The organism is Ferviditalea candida (assembly GCF_035282765.1).
GTDB classification, from domain to species: Bacteria; Bacillota; Bacilli; order Paenibacillales; family KCTC-25726; genus Ferviditalea; species Ferviditalea candida.
Genome location: NZ_JAYJLD010000001.1, coordinates 216,684 through 232,264, shown reverse-complemented (window position 1 = coordinate 232,264; position 15,581 = coordinate 216,684). Strand labels below are relative to the sequence as shown.

The following is a 15,581-nucleotide window of genomic DNA, read 5'->3' as shown; positions in this document are numbered from 1 at the left end:
TGATGATGTACGTAACCTTCGGGATCTCCGTGACATTATTTATTTATTCTATTTTTGCGTTCCGGCAGGAAAGAAAGGAGCGCGTCAAACGGAGAATCCGTTCGTTTGTCGATCAGGAAGCGGCCGCTGAAGAAACGCAATCCGATAAAAAGGAGCACTTGAAAGGACTCGGCTGGCTGCGTCCGGTATGGAGGATGGTCAAACGCGCCTTCCGCAAAAAAATGCCCGGCCAAAAGGAAGAGCGGATCGAGCTGAAGCTGCTGCAGGCCGGCCGGCCCTTCAATATGACCGCCATAGACTTTCGGCTGTTTCAGATCTCGCTGCTGCTGATCCTGCCGGTGCTTGCTTCCGGCTACGGGTGGCTGATTCATGCCGGCATCGGCACCATGATTATGCTTGCCTTTGCGGGCATCGGCGCGGCCGCACTGTTTCCGCATTATTATATCGGGCAAAAAATCAAGCAGCGCAACAAGCTTGCTCTGCGCGAGCTCCCCGATGTGCTGGACCTGCTTACGGTCAGCTTGGAAGCGGGGCTTGGCTTTGATGCGGCCTTGAGCAAGCTTGTTTCTAAAAAACAGGGCATCGTCGCGGCGGAATTTCAGCGCAGTTTGGAAGAAATCCGGCTCGGCAAAACGCGCCGGGAGGCGCTATCCGGTGTCAGGGACCGGCTGCTGGTGGAGGAAATCAGAACCTTGATCAGCAGCATCCTGCAGGCTGAGAAATTGGGGATCGGAATGGTTCAGGTCTTTCGCATACAATCCGTGGAAGTGCGGGAAAAACGAAAGCAAAGGGCCGAGGAAGCGGCCATGAAGGCCCCAATCAAGATGCTGTTTCCCATGGTGTTTTTCGTGTTTCCGACGATGTTCATCGTTCTATTGGGCCCCGTACTGATTCAATTTATCAGCACCTTTAGTAAATGAAACGGAAAAGCGGCTGAGGGAAAAAAACGGCAGATTCGGCAAGGAATTTGATGACCTCTACATTGAACTGATGATGAGCCTGGGAACAACGGACGGACTTGCAAAACGGACTTTCAAGATGGACCCGGAAATCGGTCAGGAAAGCCGAAGCCGACTTTCAAATCGTCACGTTGTTTCCGCGACAAACCGCCACAGCTTCTCCTTCCCCTTGCTGATGCCGATCCGCTCCGTCCGCTTGATTGGAAGCTGGCGTTTTTTGGGCAGCAGCAGCACCGCGCTTTCTATCGAAAACAGGTCGTATCCATTGAAGTCAAGACTGATGGATAGGCCTTTTGTCAATTTTCCGGGACCATTCAGCAGATGCTTGTCCGGAATGCCCGGTCTGAATGAGCGGATCAGCGGGAGTCCCTCAACGGGCACTGCGGCCCGCAGCAGCACCGCCCCCGGAATCCCCTCCGGCTCGGTCACTACGTTCATGCAGGAGTGAATTCCATAGGATAAGTAGACATACAGGCGTCCCGGCGCTCCGAACATGACGCGATTGCGGCCGGTTATTCCCGGATAGGCATGGCTGGCCGGATCATCCTGTCCTCTGTAGGCCTCCGTTTCCGTGATCCGGACGAGGACCGTCTCCCCGCGGATTTTGCGCATGAGCAGACAGCCGATCATCTGCTCGGCCACGGCGACCGTGTTTTGTTCAAAAAACTCCCTGTTCATTTGCGTTCCTCCGTTTCACCGCATTTGCGTGTTCCTATGTATCATATAATTTTTTGAATTTTTATTCAAATGGAGTATGAAGAAATAAGGGAATGAGCACGGAAAGTTTAAAGAGCGTGTTTAAAAAAGCCAGCGAAGAAAAAGGGGTGTGCCGAAGGAGCGGAAGCGTTCGCCCTTGAAATCATAAAACAACCGCTAAATTGAATCCAATTTTACGATTTCAACAGCGACCGAATACATACCCCTTTTGCGCAGCGGCCCTACTTTTGAATACCTCCTAAATTGAATAAATATTCACAACCTTGCTTTCGTCGGACAGACTCTGAGGTTGTGATCGGGATGCGAATGCCATAAAATAAGGTATACACGCCAAAATGCACGGACCGGGAGGAATCGTTTTGCCGCAATCAGCTGAAGAATACGTACAATCGCTTTACCCGGAGGATGCCGATTTGCAAATGGTCATGAAGGGAATCGAGGCGAGCGCAATGCCGCAAATTTCCATTGAACCCGTCTATGGAAGATTGCTGACGATGCTGACCGCAATCGCCGGCGCCAAACGGGCGCTCGAAATCGGCGCGTTGGGCGGATACAGCGGCATCTGCATCGCCCGCGGACTCCGCGAAGGAGGAAAGCTGATTTCTCTGGAGCTGAAGCAGGAATTCGCGGAGGTGGCCAAGAGGCATATGCAGAAAGCGGGCTTCGGCGAATTGGTGGAATACCGCATCGGTGAAGCGCTGGATCAGCTGCAGCTGCTCGAAGAGGAGGGACAGCGGTTCGATCTTGTGTTTATCGACGCCGACAAAGGGAATTATCCCCGGTATTTGGAGTGGGCCATCCGGCTGGCGAATCCCGGTGCGGTCATCATCGGGGATAACGCCATGCTGCATGGAAAGACGATGGATCCCGGGCGGAATTCCCCTTCCGCGATCGCCATGCGCAAATTCAACAAGCAAATTGCCGGCGATCCAAGGCTTGAAAGCACGATTTTGCCCGCTTATGACGGTCTGGCCATCGCCCGGGTGAAATAATAGCAAGTCAACGCTTAAGTCGACTCTATCGTTAAGGAGGTTACGCAGATTGAGCAATAGGGGGAACGGGACGAATCCGCATCGCACTTTCGTTTTATTCACGCTGTTCAGCGTTGCTCTTGTGGTTTTCCGGATCTTCTACACTTCGGATCAAAGCTATCTGTATCTCATCTGGAATCTGTTCCTTGCGTGGGTTCCGCTTTGGATTTCCATGCTCTTGCACAAGTACGGCAGCCGCAAAGAACGTTCCGCGATCGTTTTTTATTCCGGCGTGTTCGTCTGGCTGGTGTTTTTCCCGAATGCACCCTATCTCGTTACCGATTTCATTCATTTCCGCCAATTGGATGGAGGCATCACCGCATGGTACGATCTGCTGATGCTCATGTGTTTTTCGCTGCTCGGACTCCTGCTCGGGTTTTATTCCCTGCATTTGCTGCGCGTCCTCATCCGCAGACGCCACGGACATTTCAAAGCTTCGATGTTTTATTACGGGTCTATTTTGCTCTGCAGCGCGGGCATTTATCTCGGAAGATTCCAGAGGTGGAACAGCTGGGATTTGTTGGTCCGTCCGATGAATGTTTTGTCGGATGCTTTGAGCCTGGAAGACAGCGGCATGCCGCAAATCGCCGGCTTTATCCTCATAACGTTTTTCTTTCTGCTGTTCGTTTACGGCGTTCTTTCCGGTTTGGCCGGAATCCGCGGCGGGGACGGACCTTATGAGCGCTGAGCCTTTGGATTTTCCGCAAAGATTCCCAGCCTGTTTGCGGAGAATTCTTCAATGACCAACGGATTTTCTCGCAAACAAGGTCCGTTTGACCCAAACGGCATTCAGCAGGAGCAGCAAGGCTGCCACCACGAAAATCCCCCTGATCGTGATCCATCCGGAAAGGACTCCCCCGACAATCGGTCCCAGCATGTTCCCGAGGCTTAGCGAGCTTGTGTTGAAGCTGAACGCCCGGCTTTCCATTCCGTCAGGGGTATGAAGCCGAATCAGCGAATTTACGGTCGGCAGGAGTCCGCCCAGGAATATGCCGAGCAGGAAGCGGGCGGCCAACAGCTGCCAAATGTTCGTGACCATCGCTTGAGGAATAAAGGAAAGCCCTGCTCCGATCAGTGAAATCCGGAGGATGCGCTCAGCCCCCAGTTTATCTCCATAGCGCCCTAACAAAGGAGAAGCGATCATGTTGGAGAAACCGGTGACCGAACCGACCAGGCCGGCAAAAAACGCGAGGTATTCAGTGCCGTTGTGAATTTGCTGGACAAACAAGGGCAAAAGCGGCATGGAGCTGATAATGGAAAACTGAATCAGAAAGGTCACGGTAAACAGCGATGGAAGCTGGGGAATCCGCCTAAGCTGATCCAGTCCTTTCATAACCGATATGCTGGGTTTGCGCGCCGCTTCGGCAGGGTCGAAACGGTCTGTTACCAAGAAGAACGCCAGCATCGAGGCGAGGAATATGAGTGCGCCGGTCACATAAAACAGAGGGCGAAAGCCAAACCAATCCGCCGCCAAACCGCCGATGAAGGGACCGAGAATGCTGCCTGCCAGGACTCCGGACTGCAGGGTGCCCATGGCATAGCCCATTTTTTCTTTGGGGGTGGTCGTCGAGATCAGGGCGGTTGCCGCAGGCACAAAGCCGGAAATGGTCCCGTTCAGAACGCGCAGCAGCAGCAAATGCCAAGGGGTCGCCACGAAGCCCATCAGCGTCATGACGATGGCCATTCCGATACCGGAGCGCAGAAGCATCATTTTTCTGCCGTAGCGGTCGGCAAGCCTTCCCCATATGGGTTGAAATATGAATGAGGTGACAAACGTCCCCGCAAAGATCACGCCCGCCCATATGGAAACCTGGTGCGGGTCGGTAACGCCGAGCTCCTGCAAATAAAGTGACATAAAGGGTACGATCATGGTCATACCCGACATGACCATAAATTGTCCGAACCAGAGTACGATCAGGTTGATTTTCCACTTTTGCATGGGGCTCCTCTTTTCGCTTCGCGTGTTTTTCTTTACGTATTATATCAATTTTCGCCCTAGTTCACGACATTTTCAGCTATAATAGTTTTGAATCACCCCTAACCGAAAAAACTGTTAAAGGAGTGAGCCGAGCTGCGCTCAAGATCGGACGCCATCAAAGCAAAACGCAAACATAAAAGCCGCCAAATCAAACGAATGACCGTTCCGCTGCTGATTGTGATCGTATTGATCACGGCATTGTCTATCTGGGCTACTCAGTATATGCAGGATCAGAACTTGCAGGGGCAAGCCGTGCCCTCCCCGCATGCTTCAGCTGGAACGGGCAGCGGGCAGCAGGCCGCAACGCCCGCAAGCTTTCCGGATAAAGCCGGCAAGCTGCCTTCAACCGATAAGCAGACAAGCTCTTCGGAAGACGTCCAGCCGGCCGGCGGGGAAGTCTCTCCCCGGAACGGGCAGGTCAGCCTCGCCTTGGTGGGTGATGTTCTGCTCGGCAGCAAGGTTGGCAACCTGCTGAAGCAGAACGGGTACGATTACCCGTATGAATTTGTGAGACCCTATTTGCAAAAGCCCGATTTGACGGTGGCGAATCTGGAAACGCCCGTCACTGCTGGGGGAGCTCCCCAGGAAAAAGAATATGTATACAGAACCTCTCCGCAAGCGCTGCCTGCATTGGCTGAAGCCGGATTCGATCTGGTCAATTTGGCCAACAACCATGTGCTGGATTACGGACAGCAGGGCCTGCTGGATACGTTTGATCATTTAGACGCTGCCCAAATCGGCTTTTTCGGCGCGGGCCGGGATGCCGGCGAGGCGTTTGCGGCCAAGTACGTTGAAGTGAACGGGGTCAAGCTGGCTTTTCTCGGATTCAGCAATGTCGTGCCGGACGGTTCCTGGAAAGCGGGCAGCGGACATCCCGGGGTGGCGGATTCCTATGATTACCGGAAGCCGGTTGCCGCCATTCAAGAAGCGAAGAAGCGGGCGGATCTCGTAATTGTGTTCAACCATTGGGGCAAGGACAGAACCTATCAACCTGAGAAGTATCAGGCAGAGCTCGCTCACCGCTTTGTGGATGCGGGCGCGGATCTCGTCGTGGGCAGCCATCCGCATGTGCTGCAGGGGTTCGAACAATATGGGGGCAAATGGATCGTTTACAGCTTGGGGAATTTTATTTTTACGACCAACAATCATCCGGAAACGTGGGAAACCATGATCCTGCAAGCGGACTGCAGGCAGAATGGAGAGTGCCGGTTGAAGGCCGTGCCTGTGTTGACCAAATGGGCCAAGCCGGAGCTTATGAGCGGAGAAAAGGCGGACAAGCTGCTGGAGCATCTGCGAAATATTTCGCCGAATGCCGAGGTGCTGGCGGATGGAACCGTTACGGTTAAAGGAGGAAATGGCGATAATAGTAAGCAGTAGCAATTAAAAAGTTTTGGGGTGCCCCGGAATTGCAGGGATTCTATGAACAATACACATAATGGATTCAGACTGGCAATTTCCCCACCGGTTGTGCTGATTATATTTCCCCACGCATCGTATTGATACGTTGCAACCGTATTGCCGTTTACATCCGTCATGCGGATCACATTGCCGTGTTCATCATAATGATACCAGTATTGGTTCCCTTGGAAAACTCATGAACACCGGACGTCCGCTATGATCGTACGCAAAGCGGTAAATCTTGCCGGTGCTTTCCGTTACATAGCTTACTCGTTCGCCGTCATAATGGAACGTTTTCGTTACACCGCCGGCTGTCATCGATGTCCGATTGCCCAAGGCGTCGTAGGTGAACGAGGCAATGAAGTTTACACCCTGTTTGACTTCCTGAAGCTTGTTGTCATCACCCCAAACATACGTATAGTTCCCGTCGCTGATCACATTTCCGTTCGCATCATATTGGTATGAGCGTCCGCCGACGGAAACCAGACGGTTTTTCTCAGTGTTGTACGTGTAGACAGTTGCGACTCCGTTTGTGATGACCTTGGTGCGGTTGCCTGACGCATCGTACTCATACTGGATGGTCGTATTGTTGGAGTATTTCTCCTGCAGCAATTGATCCAGGGAATCATAGGTGTACTCGATCCACGAACTATCTATATCGCTCCAGATTTTGACGATATTGTCATTCGCGTCGTAGTCATACCGGAATTTTTCGACAACTTCCCCGCCTTTTTCCACCCGTACTTGTGTGACGCGGCCTTCTCGATCGTATTCGTAATATTCTGCGGTATCGTTACTGTTATAGGACTTTATTAAACGACCGGATTCGTCAAACAAATACCAGGTGCTCCGGTTATAGGCTTCGTCATAAAATTTTAAAGGCTGGCCGGAGCTGTCGTACGTGAAGTCATAATTCCATACGGCGGATCCGTAAACAACGCTCAGTTGGGTGCGGCGATCAGCATCGTCATAAGCGGATTGCAGGTAATTCGACGTATTCGGCTCCGTTACTTTCGTTACCCGGTTCAGATTGTCGTACTGGGCGGAGAAATTGCTCGTGCCGTTGCCAAAGCTTGTGATGTTCCCGTTCAAATCGTAGCCGTATGAATATTGCTTCGTCATAAGTATGAAAACCTTTTTTTGCACCGAGCATGCGGTAGAAAGGCTTGAACTTGGATGAAGTGATCATGATGTTTCCCCTTTTGTAGTTTATTGTATATATAAATCATATTTATTTGAGTATATCAGGGGAAACGAATAGAACGGAATCTATAAAATATTGGTACTTACAGTTTCATTCCGCAAGATTTCTTTTCTCTCAAAGATCGGATAAGATGGATTATGGATCGCGTTGAACTGCCGGTTGTTTTGAACTACGGATAGTGATAGATTACGGTGAAAATTTTGGAGTGAACAGATGATGAATGTGTGGATCGGTTTGGCAGGCAGCATGGCGATTGCAGGCTTGGCTTATTGGAAGCAGTCGCTGTCAGGCTCCGGGGCGGCAGCCGCAGTGGTTGTCGGCTGGCTGTTGTATGTCACGGGTTCCCCGGCTTGGTACGGCACCCTGATCGCTTTTTTTCTTTCGTCGAGCTTTCTGAGCCATTATAAGAAAAAGCTCAAAAAAGAAGCGGAAAGCGGTTATGCGAAAAGCGGCAAAAGAGATGCGGGACAGGTGCTCGCCAACGGAGGTCTGGCTGCGGCATGCGGATTGCTCCATTATCTGTTTCCGCATCCTGTTTGGTGGATGGCGTTTGTCGGAGCGATGGCCGCGGTCAACGCCGATACGTGGGCGACCGAAATCGGGGGAATCAGCCGCGCACAGCCGCGATCGATTGTGACCTGGAAGAAGGTTGCCGCCGGCACTTCGGGAGGCGTAACCTGGGCGGGGATAGCGGCCAGTGCGGCCGGAGGCCTGTTCATCGGGATGATGTCCTGGCTGTTCCTCAGCCTGTGGCCAGCGCAAGTCGGCTCTTCCGTTCTGGCGGACGGACCGAGCGGATTGTTATCGCTTAGCTTGCTCGGCTTGGCCGGAGGCATCAGCGGTTCATTGGCCGATTCGTTTGCCGGCGCAAAGTGGCAGGAAATGCACCGCTGCCGGAAATGCGGAAAAGAAATTGAGCGCACCGTTCATTGCGGAATTCCGGCGTTGCGAATCCGGGGACTGCGGGGTATGAACAACGAGGCGGTCAATCTGCTTGCTTCCGCGGTGGGAGCCGCGGCAGCAGTTACAGCGGGAATGTGGCTGGTGTAAAAACCGGAAGGATTCAGGGGGAGCCGCTTTCGCCGGCAGCCTGCACCCCGGCAGTTTTATCAATCTGAGCGCGGGCCTGCTCCAAATCGGCTCTGCTCTGCTGCAGGTCGGATCGGCTCTGCTCCAGTTCAGCCTTGTTCTGCTCCGATAAAGCTTGGTTTTTCTCCAGCTCCGCTCTGCTCTGTTCGAGCTCCTTGCTCAATTGTTTGATTTTATACCGCTGCCGGTACTGCAGAATAATCCCGAACAGGCCCACGATCAGGCCGCCGAGCAGTGTCGAACCGAGTATGATCAGGATAAGCGGAATGCTTTTGACCCCGAATATAAAATTGACCGGTACGGATTCCACGTTAAAAACGGCAAAAAGGGCGACAATCAGGGCAAAAATAAGTGCGAATATAAGCGTCCATTGAATTTTCACGGGCTTCATTCCCTTCAGGATGGGTTGACAATATCATAGCATAATTGACAATCTTGTCGATAGAGCCAGACCCCATTTCTCCCGCAAAATTGCTATTTGCCCAGAAGCATCCATGTGAATTTTCTTCTGCGGAGGAACAGATCAATCAGCCATGGCACGATCAGCGCCATCACAACCGAGAGAAGTGTCGCTGCGTGAAACTGAAACGGCGAGGTGGTGGCGACGGCAAATTCCCGCCATGCAAAAAGCACGAACGGATGGATCAAATACACGGCGAAAGAAGCCGTTCCCCAAGAAACAAGCAGGCTGACCAAGCTTGCTTGTTCACCTTTGTCGTACACGGATTTGGAGATGATCAGCAAGCCCACGCAGCTAAAAGAAACGTAGACATAATACCGCAAATCATAAATGAAGCTTTTCCAATCCGCAGCAAGCGGCAAATGGAAGGCGCCCGGCCATTCCATGTAGACGGCTGCAATGCCGAGACTCATCCATGCGGCCAACCAGTAGAAGCGGTATCGCATGAGGCTGCGCATAAAACGCTCAAAATGAATGCCGGCACTGGCGCCCAATAAATAAAACAGCAAATAAGTGAAAGCCACGCTCGCCGTCCGTTGAATGTGCAGAACGGTCAAATTCAACAGCCAATAAACCGACTGCAGGACAACTCCAGTGAAAATCAAATGGCTGCGGACGAATGAGATCCTCTTGATCAACAGCATGAGGAGGGGGAAGAGCGCGTAGAATTGAATCATGACGATGACAAAGTACAGATGGAAATAATTGTTTCCGGTGAGAAGCTGGTTCAAAAAAGTTCCGATATCCGTCAAACTGCCGCCGTTGACAAGCGATAAGGCCGTAAAGTAGAAGAAGGACCAAATCACGTAGGGGACGACAATGTAAATCAATCTTTTTCTGAAAAAGACTGCCGCCGTTTCTTTGTCCCAACCTTCATAATAACGGTAAAACAGCACAAGAGCGCTGAGGAACAGAAAAGCAGGGACAGCAAACTGGCTCCCCCTGTTAAGGATGAAGTAGAACGGGTAAAAAGCCGAATCCTTGGATAACAGCGTGACCGGCTGCGAGGTGCTGTGAATGAAGACGACGGCTAAAATCGCCAAGAAGCGGAAGACATCCAGAAAATCGATTCTCGTTTTTGTCTGCATAGGCATGGTTGCAAAAAAAGAAAAGGCCGGATCAACCGGCCAATTCCTCCAATTGATCGAGCAGATTTTTGAAGATCTCCATGGCTTGGCGGATCGGCTGCGGAGTGGACATATCCACTCCCGCTTTTTTGAGAATGTTGATCGAATAATCGCTTCCGCCGCTTTTCAAAAAGCCGATGTAGCGGTCCACAGCCGGCTTGCCCTCCTCAAGAATCTGCTTGGCAAAGCTGGTCGCCGCGGAGAATCCGGTGGCATACTTGTAAACGTAGAAGCTGGTATAAAAGTGGGGAATCCGCGCCCATTCCATCTCGATATCCTTGTCCACAACCATTTCGTGTCCGTGGTACTTCACGTTCAAACCGTAGTAAATGTCGCTGAGCTCCTGCGGGGTAAGCGCTTCTCCCTGTTCCGCTTTCTCATGGATGATTTTTTCGAATTCGGCGAACATCGTTTGACGGAATACAGTCGTTCGGAACTGATCGAGATAATACGTCAGCAGATACATTTTTTCCTTTGGATCCTTGCTGTGCTTCAGCAAATAGTCCATCAGCAGAGCTTCATTGGTCGTCGAGGCCACCTCCGCCAAAAAGATCGTGTACTGCGCGTCCCGATATTTTTGGGCGTTATCCGAATAATAGGAATGAATGGCGTGCCCCATCTCGTGAGCAAGGGTGAACATGCTGTTCAGGTTATCCTTATGGTTCAGCAGCACATAGGGATGAGTGCCGTAAGCTCCCCAGCTGTAAGCTCCGCTGCGTTTGCCCTGATTTTCGTAGACATCGATCCAGCCGTTGTCGAAGCCCTCCTGCAGGATGCTTTCGTATTCGTCTCCCAGCGGCTTGAGGCCCGCTTTGACGGTTTTCTTCGCTTGCTCATAGGGAATGTCCATTTTAAATTCGTCCACGAGCGGAGCGAATAGATCGTACATGTGCAGTTCGTCAAGCTTCATCAATTTTTTGCGCAGCTGCATATAGCGCTGCAGCAGCGGCAGGTACTCGTGAATCGTGTCGATCAGATTCGTATAGACTTCCTTGGGAATATTGTCGGAGGAAAGGGACATTTCCAGCGCCGACGGATATTTTCTTACATGAGCGTAAAAAATGTTTTTGGTCACGTTCGAGCTTAATGTCGCCGCGATGGTGTTCTTCTGCTTGCTGTATGTCGAATACATCGCTTCAAACGCGTTTTTGCGGATATCCCGATTTCGGCTCTCGAGAAACTGGATGTATCGGCCGTGGGTTAATTCGACTTCTTCCCCGTTTTCGTTATGGATGATCGGGAATTTCATATCGGCATTATTGAGCATGCTGAAAATAGTGCCGGGCGCTTGCGCGATATTCCCCACCTGGGCGAGAATCGCTTCCTCTCCCTTGGACAGGACGTGGGGCTTTTCCCGGAGCATTTCCTGCAGGGTGAATTTGTAATCGCTCAGCTTGAGATCGCTGATGAATTGCTTCAGCTTTTCCTCGGACAGCGACAAAATTTCGGGCGTAATGAACGATGTGGCTTCATTGGCCTTGACGCTCAATTTCTTGGCTTTATCGGCCAACGCCTGATAAACCGCATCGGCCATGTTCTCATGCAGCTTCATGTTGGCGTATACGTAAAGCCTCTCTGTGTGCAGGGAGAGTTCATCTTCCTGCTGAAAGCATTTTTTCAGCATCTCCGGATCTTCTAGCTTTCCTTGGTATTCCGCAATCCGGCCGATTAGGCCGTTGGTCAGCTCGTATTCGTCATTCCACGATTTCTGGTCGGGGAACAAGTCCTCCAATCTCCAGCGCTCTTCAACGGGTATTTCCGATCTTGCAGGAAGCTGGCTCATCGAATCCCTCCTAGTGTCATGTGCACTTGCAGTTGCGTGTATCCGCGCATGCGGACCGCATGCGGAAACAAACAGGGCCAAGACGAGTACGATAGGGATGGTTCTCACGTCATCTCCTCCATTTAGGGCATCGAGATGCCTTATCTAGAAAATTCGCTTCCGCCTATGCCCCTAGTATGATTCGGCCCAAGATTAATTATAAATCAGTTCCTGTATTTTCCACAAACGCTCAGGCAAGATTTTGCAAAAAGGCGTACACGATCAGAAAAAAGGCAAACACAACCATCATCAAAGCCGTGATAGCCAACGGTCTGCGAAATTTTTCGGGAATCGAATTTTTTTTCAGGATCAAAATCAAGGCAAAAGAAAAAGCGGCGATAATAAAAATAACGAAAGTGTCGGAAGACTTCATTCGCGCACCCCTTTTTCCGTTATATTTGCCTGAAGCTGTCCATCAGCTGTTCCCATTCGTTCTCCCGGCCGGCGAAGTCCGACTTGGGAAACCGTCTGGCGACCCATTCCATCATTTCGGCGCGGCTCAGGAAGCTGAAGCTTTCTTCTCCCCATTGATCGGAAATTTCCCGGAGAATGATGGTTTTGCCCTGCACCTCCACCGTAAGCATATTCCATTTGTCCTTTTTGTAAATTTGCACGATTTTCGCCATGGTTTGTTCGATGCTCCTTTTTACTTATCACTTAAATGGCAAGCTGAAGTGTCCAAGGAGTCTATTCAACGAAAATGCTCAGATGTACATTTATGTTAGCTGGAGCGGAGCTTGGAGGCACTTTCCAATGTGCAGCTTAAGCACAATATAATAAATACATCCCCGTTTTGTTCGTCGAGCAGACTTTCTTATTCATTGATTGACATTACTCTACTATACTGTCATGCGGAAATCAAATGCGGCTGCGCCTCAAGATTGCCATGATGTTTCTATGGCGGTAAAGCCATGGAAATGATAGAGTAGCAAGTGTCAGACTTTTGCTTAATGGGGGAGCATTTCATGGGAAAATATCGGTTTGTGCAGAACGAGCGGCTGGGTATTCGCCTTCCGGAGCTTGACCGGGAATGGGAGGATTACCCGCTTGAGGAGAGAGCAGCCATTTTGGTCCAGTGGGAACAAATTCGCGGAACGATTCCCGATCGGATTAAAGAGCTGGAAACGCGGATAGCAGGCAAGCAGGATCGGATGAATGAAGAGCCCGATTTCGTCAAGTGCTGCGAATTGAACAGCGAAATTGCCGAACTGGCCAGCTGCATTAACGATCTCCATATCTGGTTCCGGTTGAATCAGGAATTGACCTCCAAGCGCCATTCCGAATGATTTGCAATTGAAACCCGATGGAAATATTATATAATGAATATTATGGTTTTGGTTGGAGGAGTTGTCTTTGGGTTATTCCGAAAGCGACGGGAGTGCGGCAGTTCCTAAAGGTCCGCTTCGGTTGATGAACCGCGTATATCGCTACATTTTGCCGGAGGTTGGAAGTCAATTGAGCAGCTGGCGGGAAGCCGCTTCGGCCATACCCGATCCCGAGCTGAAAAAGCAGGCGATCGCCAGCATGACGTCTAAACGGTTTCACTGCGAAGGCGGCGCCGTGTATGCGGCGGCGAATTTGCCGCAAAGGCATATCCTCATACCGCTGATCGTCGCGCTTCAGACCATCAGCGATTACTTGGATAATCTGTGCGATCGGAGCACCTCGCTTGATGAAGCCGATTTCCGCCGGCTGCATCAGGCCATGCTTGATGCGGTGGATCCTGCGGCATCGCTGCATGATTATTATGCATTTCATGGCGAAAAGGACGACGGGGGTTATTTGGATCGATTGGTCAAAACGTGCCAATCCTGCATCTGCATGCTTCCCTCGTATGCTTTCGTACAAGAGCAGGTCACTGAATGGGTGAGGCTTTACTGCGATCTACAGGTATATAAACACATTCGGCTGGATCTTCGAGAAGCGAAGCTGCTGGAATGGTGGGAGCGATACAGGCCGCAATATCCCGAGCTTCTCTGGAATGAATTTGCCGCGGCGACAGGCTCCACGCTGGGAGTTTTCAATTTGTTCTTGGCTTCCTCCGACAAGTTTCTGACGGAAGACGCCGTACAGCGGATCCGCACCGCTTATTTTCCCTACTTGTGCAGCTTGCATATCCTGCTTGATTATTTGATTGATATGGATGAGGATAAGCGTGGAGGCGATTTGAACTTCTGCAGCTATTATTCCGGCCCGGAGGAAACGGAAGCCAGGATCGGCATGATTGCGGACGAGGCGCGTAGGCGTGTCGGCGCATTGGATCATCCGCGGTTTCACCGGATGGTCATTGAGGGTCTTTTGGCGCTGTATTTGTCCGATCCGAAGGTGAAGAATCAGCGCAAAGTGAAGAAGATATCCCGCCGACTGATGCGCAACAGTCCGCTGACCCGGTTGTTTTTTTGGATCAACAGCTTATGGATCCGCAGGATGAATTCGGATCCGGCGGATTCCGAAATCAAAATATCGTTAGAAAGAAACGGATGAGGATCAAGGGGAGGAATGGAGATGGAGATCCAATCGATTGCGGTGCTCACCAGCGGAGGGGATTCTCAAGGGATGAACGCCGCTGTCAGAGCGGTTGTGCGCAGCGCGCTTTATTACGGGATGAAGGTATACGGTGTGCAGCGGGGCTATCAAGGCTTGATCAACGGCGATTTTCGCGAGATGGATCTCCGCAGCGTCGGCGATATCATCCAACGCGGAGGAACGATCCTGCAAACGGCCCGCTGCAAGGAATTCATGACGGAGGAAGGACAGCGTCTGGCCGCGGAGCAGCTGCGCAGGCGCGGTATTGAAGGTCTGGTCGTCATCGGGGGAGACGGCTCCTACAGAGGCGCCCAAAAGCTGAGCGAGCTCGGCATCAGAACGATGGGCTTGCCGGGAACCATCGATAATGACATTCCCTTCACCGATTTTACCATCGGCTTTGATACCGCGGTCAGCATTGTGGTCGATGCCATCAATAAGCTTCGCGATACGATGACCTCTCATGAACGCTCCTCCGTGGTTGAAGTCATGGGCAGACACTGCGGCGATATCGCGCTGCATGCCGGTTTGGCCAGCGGAGCGGAGGCCATCCTGATTCCTGAGGTGGAGTTTGATGTGAAGGAGATTGCCGAACGGATGAGCGGGAATTTCAACTGCGGCAAGCGCCACAGCATCATTGTTGTAGCCGAAGGGGTCGGAAAAGGGGAAGACGTGGCCAGACAGATCAATGAGCTGATCGACATCGAGCCGAGGGTTACGGTTCTGGGGCATATTCAGCGCGGGGGCACCCCGACCCATAACGATCGGATTTTGGCCAGCCGGCTCGGCGATTTTGCCGTCCGCAAGCTGATGGAGGGGGAATCCGGCAAAGCGTGCGGCGTTGTTCAAGGCGAATTGATCGCTACCGATATCGATCTTGTGGTCAGCTCGAAGAAGCCGTTTAATATGGAGCTGTACGAGCTGGCGATGCGATTGTCGCAATAATAGGCATTCTTAGGGTTTTGATTCGCGGTGGGAGCAGGACCCCCCTTATTTTTGTTTTTGGCAAGGTAAGGATGGGGAGACTAAATTCCGCTGTTGTGGTTTGGAATTTCGATGTGAATAGGCCAATACCCATTCTCTTCAAACGCGCTAACGTTTGGGTGTGCATCGAAGGACGCCGTCAGGCGTTTAGGCTGTCGAGAAACCCCATCATCATGGGAATGAAGAATGATAGGGTTGGGGGGTATCTTCTGTAGAGACCTGGCGATCGCCTTTGAAACCGGGAAAATACCGCTACGTCTAATCCCATTTCCTGGTTTCAACAGCG

The 15,581-nt window shown here is 51.5% G+C and carries 16 protein-coding genes; 8 read left to right on the top strand and 8 right to left on the bottom strand.

The features are described 5' to 3' along the window. Window positions 1-2: 2 nt before the first annotated feature. On the top strand, window positions 3-920 hold the full coding sequence (locus VF724_RS01190) for a type II secretion system F family protein (protein ID WP_371752370.1): 918 nt from the start codon (window positions 3-5) through the stop codon (window positions 918-920). A gap of 165 nt (window positions 921-1,085) precedes the next feature. On the opposite strand, the gene VF724_RS01185 is transcribed toward VF724_RS01190, so the two are convergent. Further along, window positions 1,086-1,637, bottom strand: a complete 552-nt coding sequence (locus tag VF724_RS01185) for a DNA-3-methyladenine glycosylase (protein ID WP_371752369.1) — start codon at window positions 1,635-1,637, stop codon at window positions 1,086-1,088. Between the two features lie 374 nt (window positions 1,638-2,011). Between VF724_RS01185 and VF724_RS01180 the strand changes: the two genes are divergently transcribed. Both VF724_RS01180 and VF724_RS01175 read left to right on the top strand, forming a co-directional pair. After that, window positions 2,012-2,668, top strand: coding sequence for an O-methyltransferase (locus tag VF724_RS01180; RefSeq protein WP_371752368.1), 657 nt, complete (start codon window positions 2,012-2,014; stop codon window positions 2,666-2,668). A gap of 49 nt (window positions 2,669-2,717) precedes the next feature. Continuing rightward, window positions 2,718-3,395 (top strand): DUF1361 domain-containing protein, encoded by a 678-nt coding sequence (locus VF724_RS01175; protein ID WP_371752367.1) that lies wholly within the window; start codon window positions 2,718-2,720, stop codon window positions 3,393-3,395. A gap of 48 nt (window positions 3,396-3,443) precedes the next feature. Here VF724_RS01175 and VF724_RS01170 read toward each other — a convergent pair whose 3' ends face one another. After that, a complete protein-coding gene (locus tag VF724_RS01170) occupies window positions 3,444-4,646 on the bottom strand; it encodes an MFS transporter (protein WP_371752366.1) in 1,203 nt (400 codons plus the stop codon). A gap of 195 nt (window positions 4,647-4,841) precedes the next feature. Between VF724_RS01170 and VF724_RS01165 the strand changes: the two genes are divergently transcribed. Then, entirely contained in the window at window positions 4,842-6,062 is a 1,221-nt protein-coding gene (locus VF724_RS01165) for a CapA family protein (RefSeq protein ID WP_371752365.1), read from the top strand. A gap of 180 nt (window positions 6,063-6,242) precedes the next feature. Here the strand turns inward: VF724_RS01165 and VF724_RS01160 are convergent, their stop codons facing one another. Then, complete coding sequence (locus VF724_RS01160) at window positions 6,243-7,205, bottom strand: hypothetical protein (protein WP_371752364.1); 963 nt, start codon at window positions 7,203-7,205, stop codon at window positions 6,243-6,245. 295 nt (window positions 7,206-7,500) lie between these two features. Here VF724_RS01160 and VF724_RS01155 point away from each other — a divergent pair, with 295 nt between their 5' ends. Continuing rightward, complete coding sequence (locus VF724_RS01155; RefSeq protein WP_371752363.1) at window positions 7,501-8,337, top strand: DUF92 domain-containing protein; 837 nt, start codon at window positions 7,501-7,503, stop codon at window positions 8,335-8,337. A 13-nt stretch (window positions 8,338-8,350) separates the two neighbouring features. Here VF724_RS01155 and VF724_RS01150 read toward each other — a convergent pair whose 3' ends face one another. From VF724_RS01150 to VF724_RS01130, 5 genes are all read right to left on the bottom strand, one after another. After that, entirely contained in the window at window positions 8,351-8,758 is a 408-nt protein-coding gene (locus VF724_RS01150) for a lipopolysaccharide assembly protein LapA domain-containing protein (protein WP_371752362.1), read from the bottom strand. Window positions 8,759-8,850: 92 nt separating this feature from the next. Next, window positions 8,851-9,924, bottom strand: a complete 1,074-nt coding sequence (locus VF724_RS01145) for an acyltransferase (RefSeq protein WP_371752361.1) — start codon at window positions 9,922-9,924, stop codon at window positions 8,851-8,853. Between the two features lie 31 nt (window positions 9,925-9,955). Then, on the bottom strand, window positions 9,956-11,746 hold the full coding sequence (pepF, locus tag VF724_RS01140; RefSeq protein WP_371752360.1) for an oligoendopeptidase F: 1,791 nt from the start codon (window positions 11,744-11,746) through the stop codon (window positions 9,956-9,958). A 229-nt stretch (window positions 11,747-11,975) separates the two neighbouring features. Beyond that, window positions 11,976-12,158, bottom strand: coding sequence for a hypothetical protein (locus tag VF724_RS01135; RefSeq protein WP_371752359.1), 183 nt, complete (start codon window positions 12,156-12,158; stop codon window positions 11,976-11,978). 19 nt (window positions 12,159-12,177) lie between these two features. Further along, a complete protein-coding gene (locus VF724_RS01130; RefSeq protein WP_371752358.1) occupies window positions 12,178-12,411 on the bottom strand; it encodes a hypothetical protein in 234 nt (77 codons plus the stop codon). Between the two features lie 339 nt (window positions 12,412-12,750). On the opposite strand from VF724_RS01130, the gene VF724_RS01125 reads away from it, so the two are divergent. The 3 genes from VF724_RS01125 (at window position 12,751) to pfkA (ending at window position 15,256) form a co-directional block, all read left to right on the top strand. After that, on the top strand, window positions 12,751-13,071 hold the full coding sequence (locus tag VF724_RS01125; protein ID WP_371752357.1) for a hypothetical protein: 321 nt from the start codon (window positions 12,751-12,753) through the stop codon (window positions 13,069-13,071). Window positions 13,072-13,195: 124 nt separating this feature from the next. Further along, the gene (locus VF724_RS01120; RefSeq protein ID WP_371752469.1) at window positions 13,196-14,269 is read left to right on the top strand and encodes a tetraprenyl-beta-curcumene synthase family protein; all 1,074 of its coding nucleotides are present in this window, start codon (window positions 13,196-13,198) and stop codon (window positions 14,267-14,269) included. A 21-nt stretch (window positions 14,270-14,290) separates the two neighbouring features. Then, window positions 14,291-15,256: a 6-phosphofructokinase gene (gene pfkA / locus VF724_RS01115; RefSeq protein ID WP_371752356.1), complete on the top strand. Its 966-nt coding sequence runs from the start codon at window positions 14,291-14,293 to the stop codon at window positions 15,254-15,256. Window positions 15,257-15,581: the final 325 nt, after the last annotated feature.

Excerpts from the sequence above, each read along its gene's own strand:
- VF724_RS01190 (WP_371752370.1), top strand. The coding sequence starts at position 3 with ATGATGTACGTAACCTTCGGGATCTCCGTGACATTATTTATTTATTCT.
- VF724_RS01185 (WP_371752369.1), bottom strand. The coding sequence starts at position 1,637 with ATGAACAGGGAGTTTTTTGAACAAAACACGGTCGCCGTGGCCGAGCAG.
- VF724_RS01180 (WP_371752368.1), top strand. The coding sequence starts at position 2,012 with ATGCACGGACCGGGAGGAATCGTTTTGCCGCAATCAGCTGAAGAATAC.
- VF724_RS01170 (WP_371752366.1), bottom strand. The coding sequence starts at position 4,646 with ATGCAAAAGTGGAAAATCAACCTGATCGTACTCTGGTTCGGACAATTT.
- VF724_RS01165 (WP_371752365.1), top strand. The coding sequence starts at position 4,842 with ATGACCGTTCCGCTGCTGATTGTGATCGTATTGATCACGGCATTGTCT.
- VF724_RS01160 (WP_371752364.1), bottom strand. The coding sequence starts at position 7,205 with ATGACGAAGCAATATTCATACGGCTACGATTTGAACGGGAACATCACA.
- VF724_RS01155 (WP_371752363.1), top strand. The coding sequence starts at position 7,501 with ATGATGAATGTGTGGATCGGTTTGGCAGGCAGCATGGCGATTGCAGGC.
- VF724_RS01145 (WP_371752361.1), bottom strand. The coding sequence starts at position 9,924 with ATGCAGACAAAAACGAGAATCGATTTTCTGGATGTCTTCCGCTTCTTG.
- pepF (WP_371752360.1), bottom strand. The coding sequence starts at position 11,746 with ATGAGCCAGCTTCCTGCAAGATCGGAAATACCCGTTGAAGAGCGCTGG.
- VF724_RS01135 (WP_371752359.1), bottom strand. The coding sequence starts at position 12,158 with ATGAAGTCTTCCGACACTTTCGTTATTTTTATTATCGCCGCTTTTTCT.
- VF724_RS01130 (WP_371752358.1), bottom strand. The coding sequence starts at position 12,411 with ATGGCGAAAATCGTGCAAATTTACAAAAAGGACAAATGGAATATGCTT.
- VF724_RS01125 (WP_371752357.1), top strand. The coding sequence starts at position 12,751 with ATGGGAAAATATCGGTTTGTGCAGAACGAGCGGCTGGGTATTCGCCTT.
- VF724_RS01120 (WP_371752469.1), top strand. The coding sequence starts at position 13,196 with ATGAACCGCGTATATCGCTACATTTTGCCGGAGGTTGGAAGTCAATTG.
- pfkA (WP_371752356.1), top strand. The coding sequence starts at position 14,291 with ATGGAGATCCAATCGATTGCGGTGCTCACCAGCGGAGGGGATTCTCAA.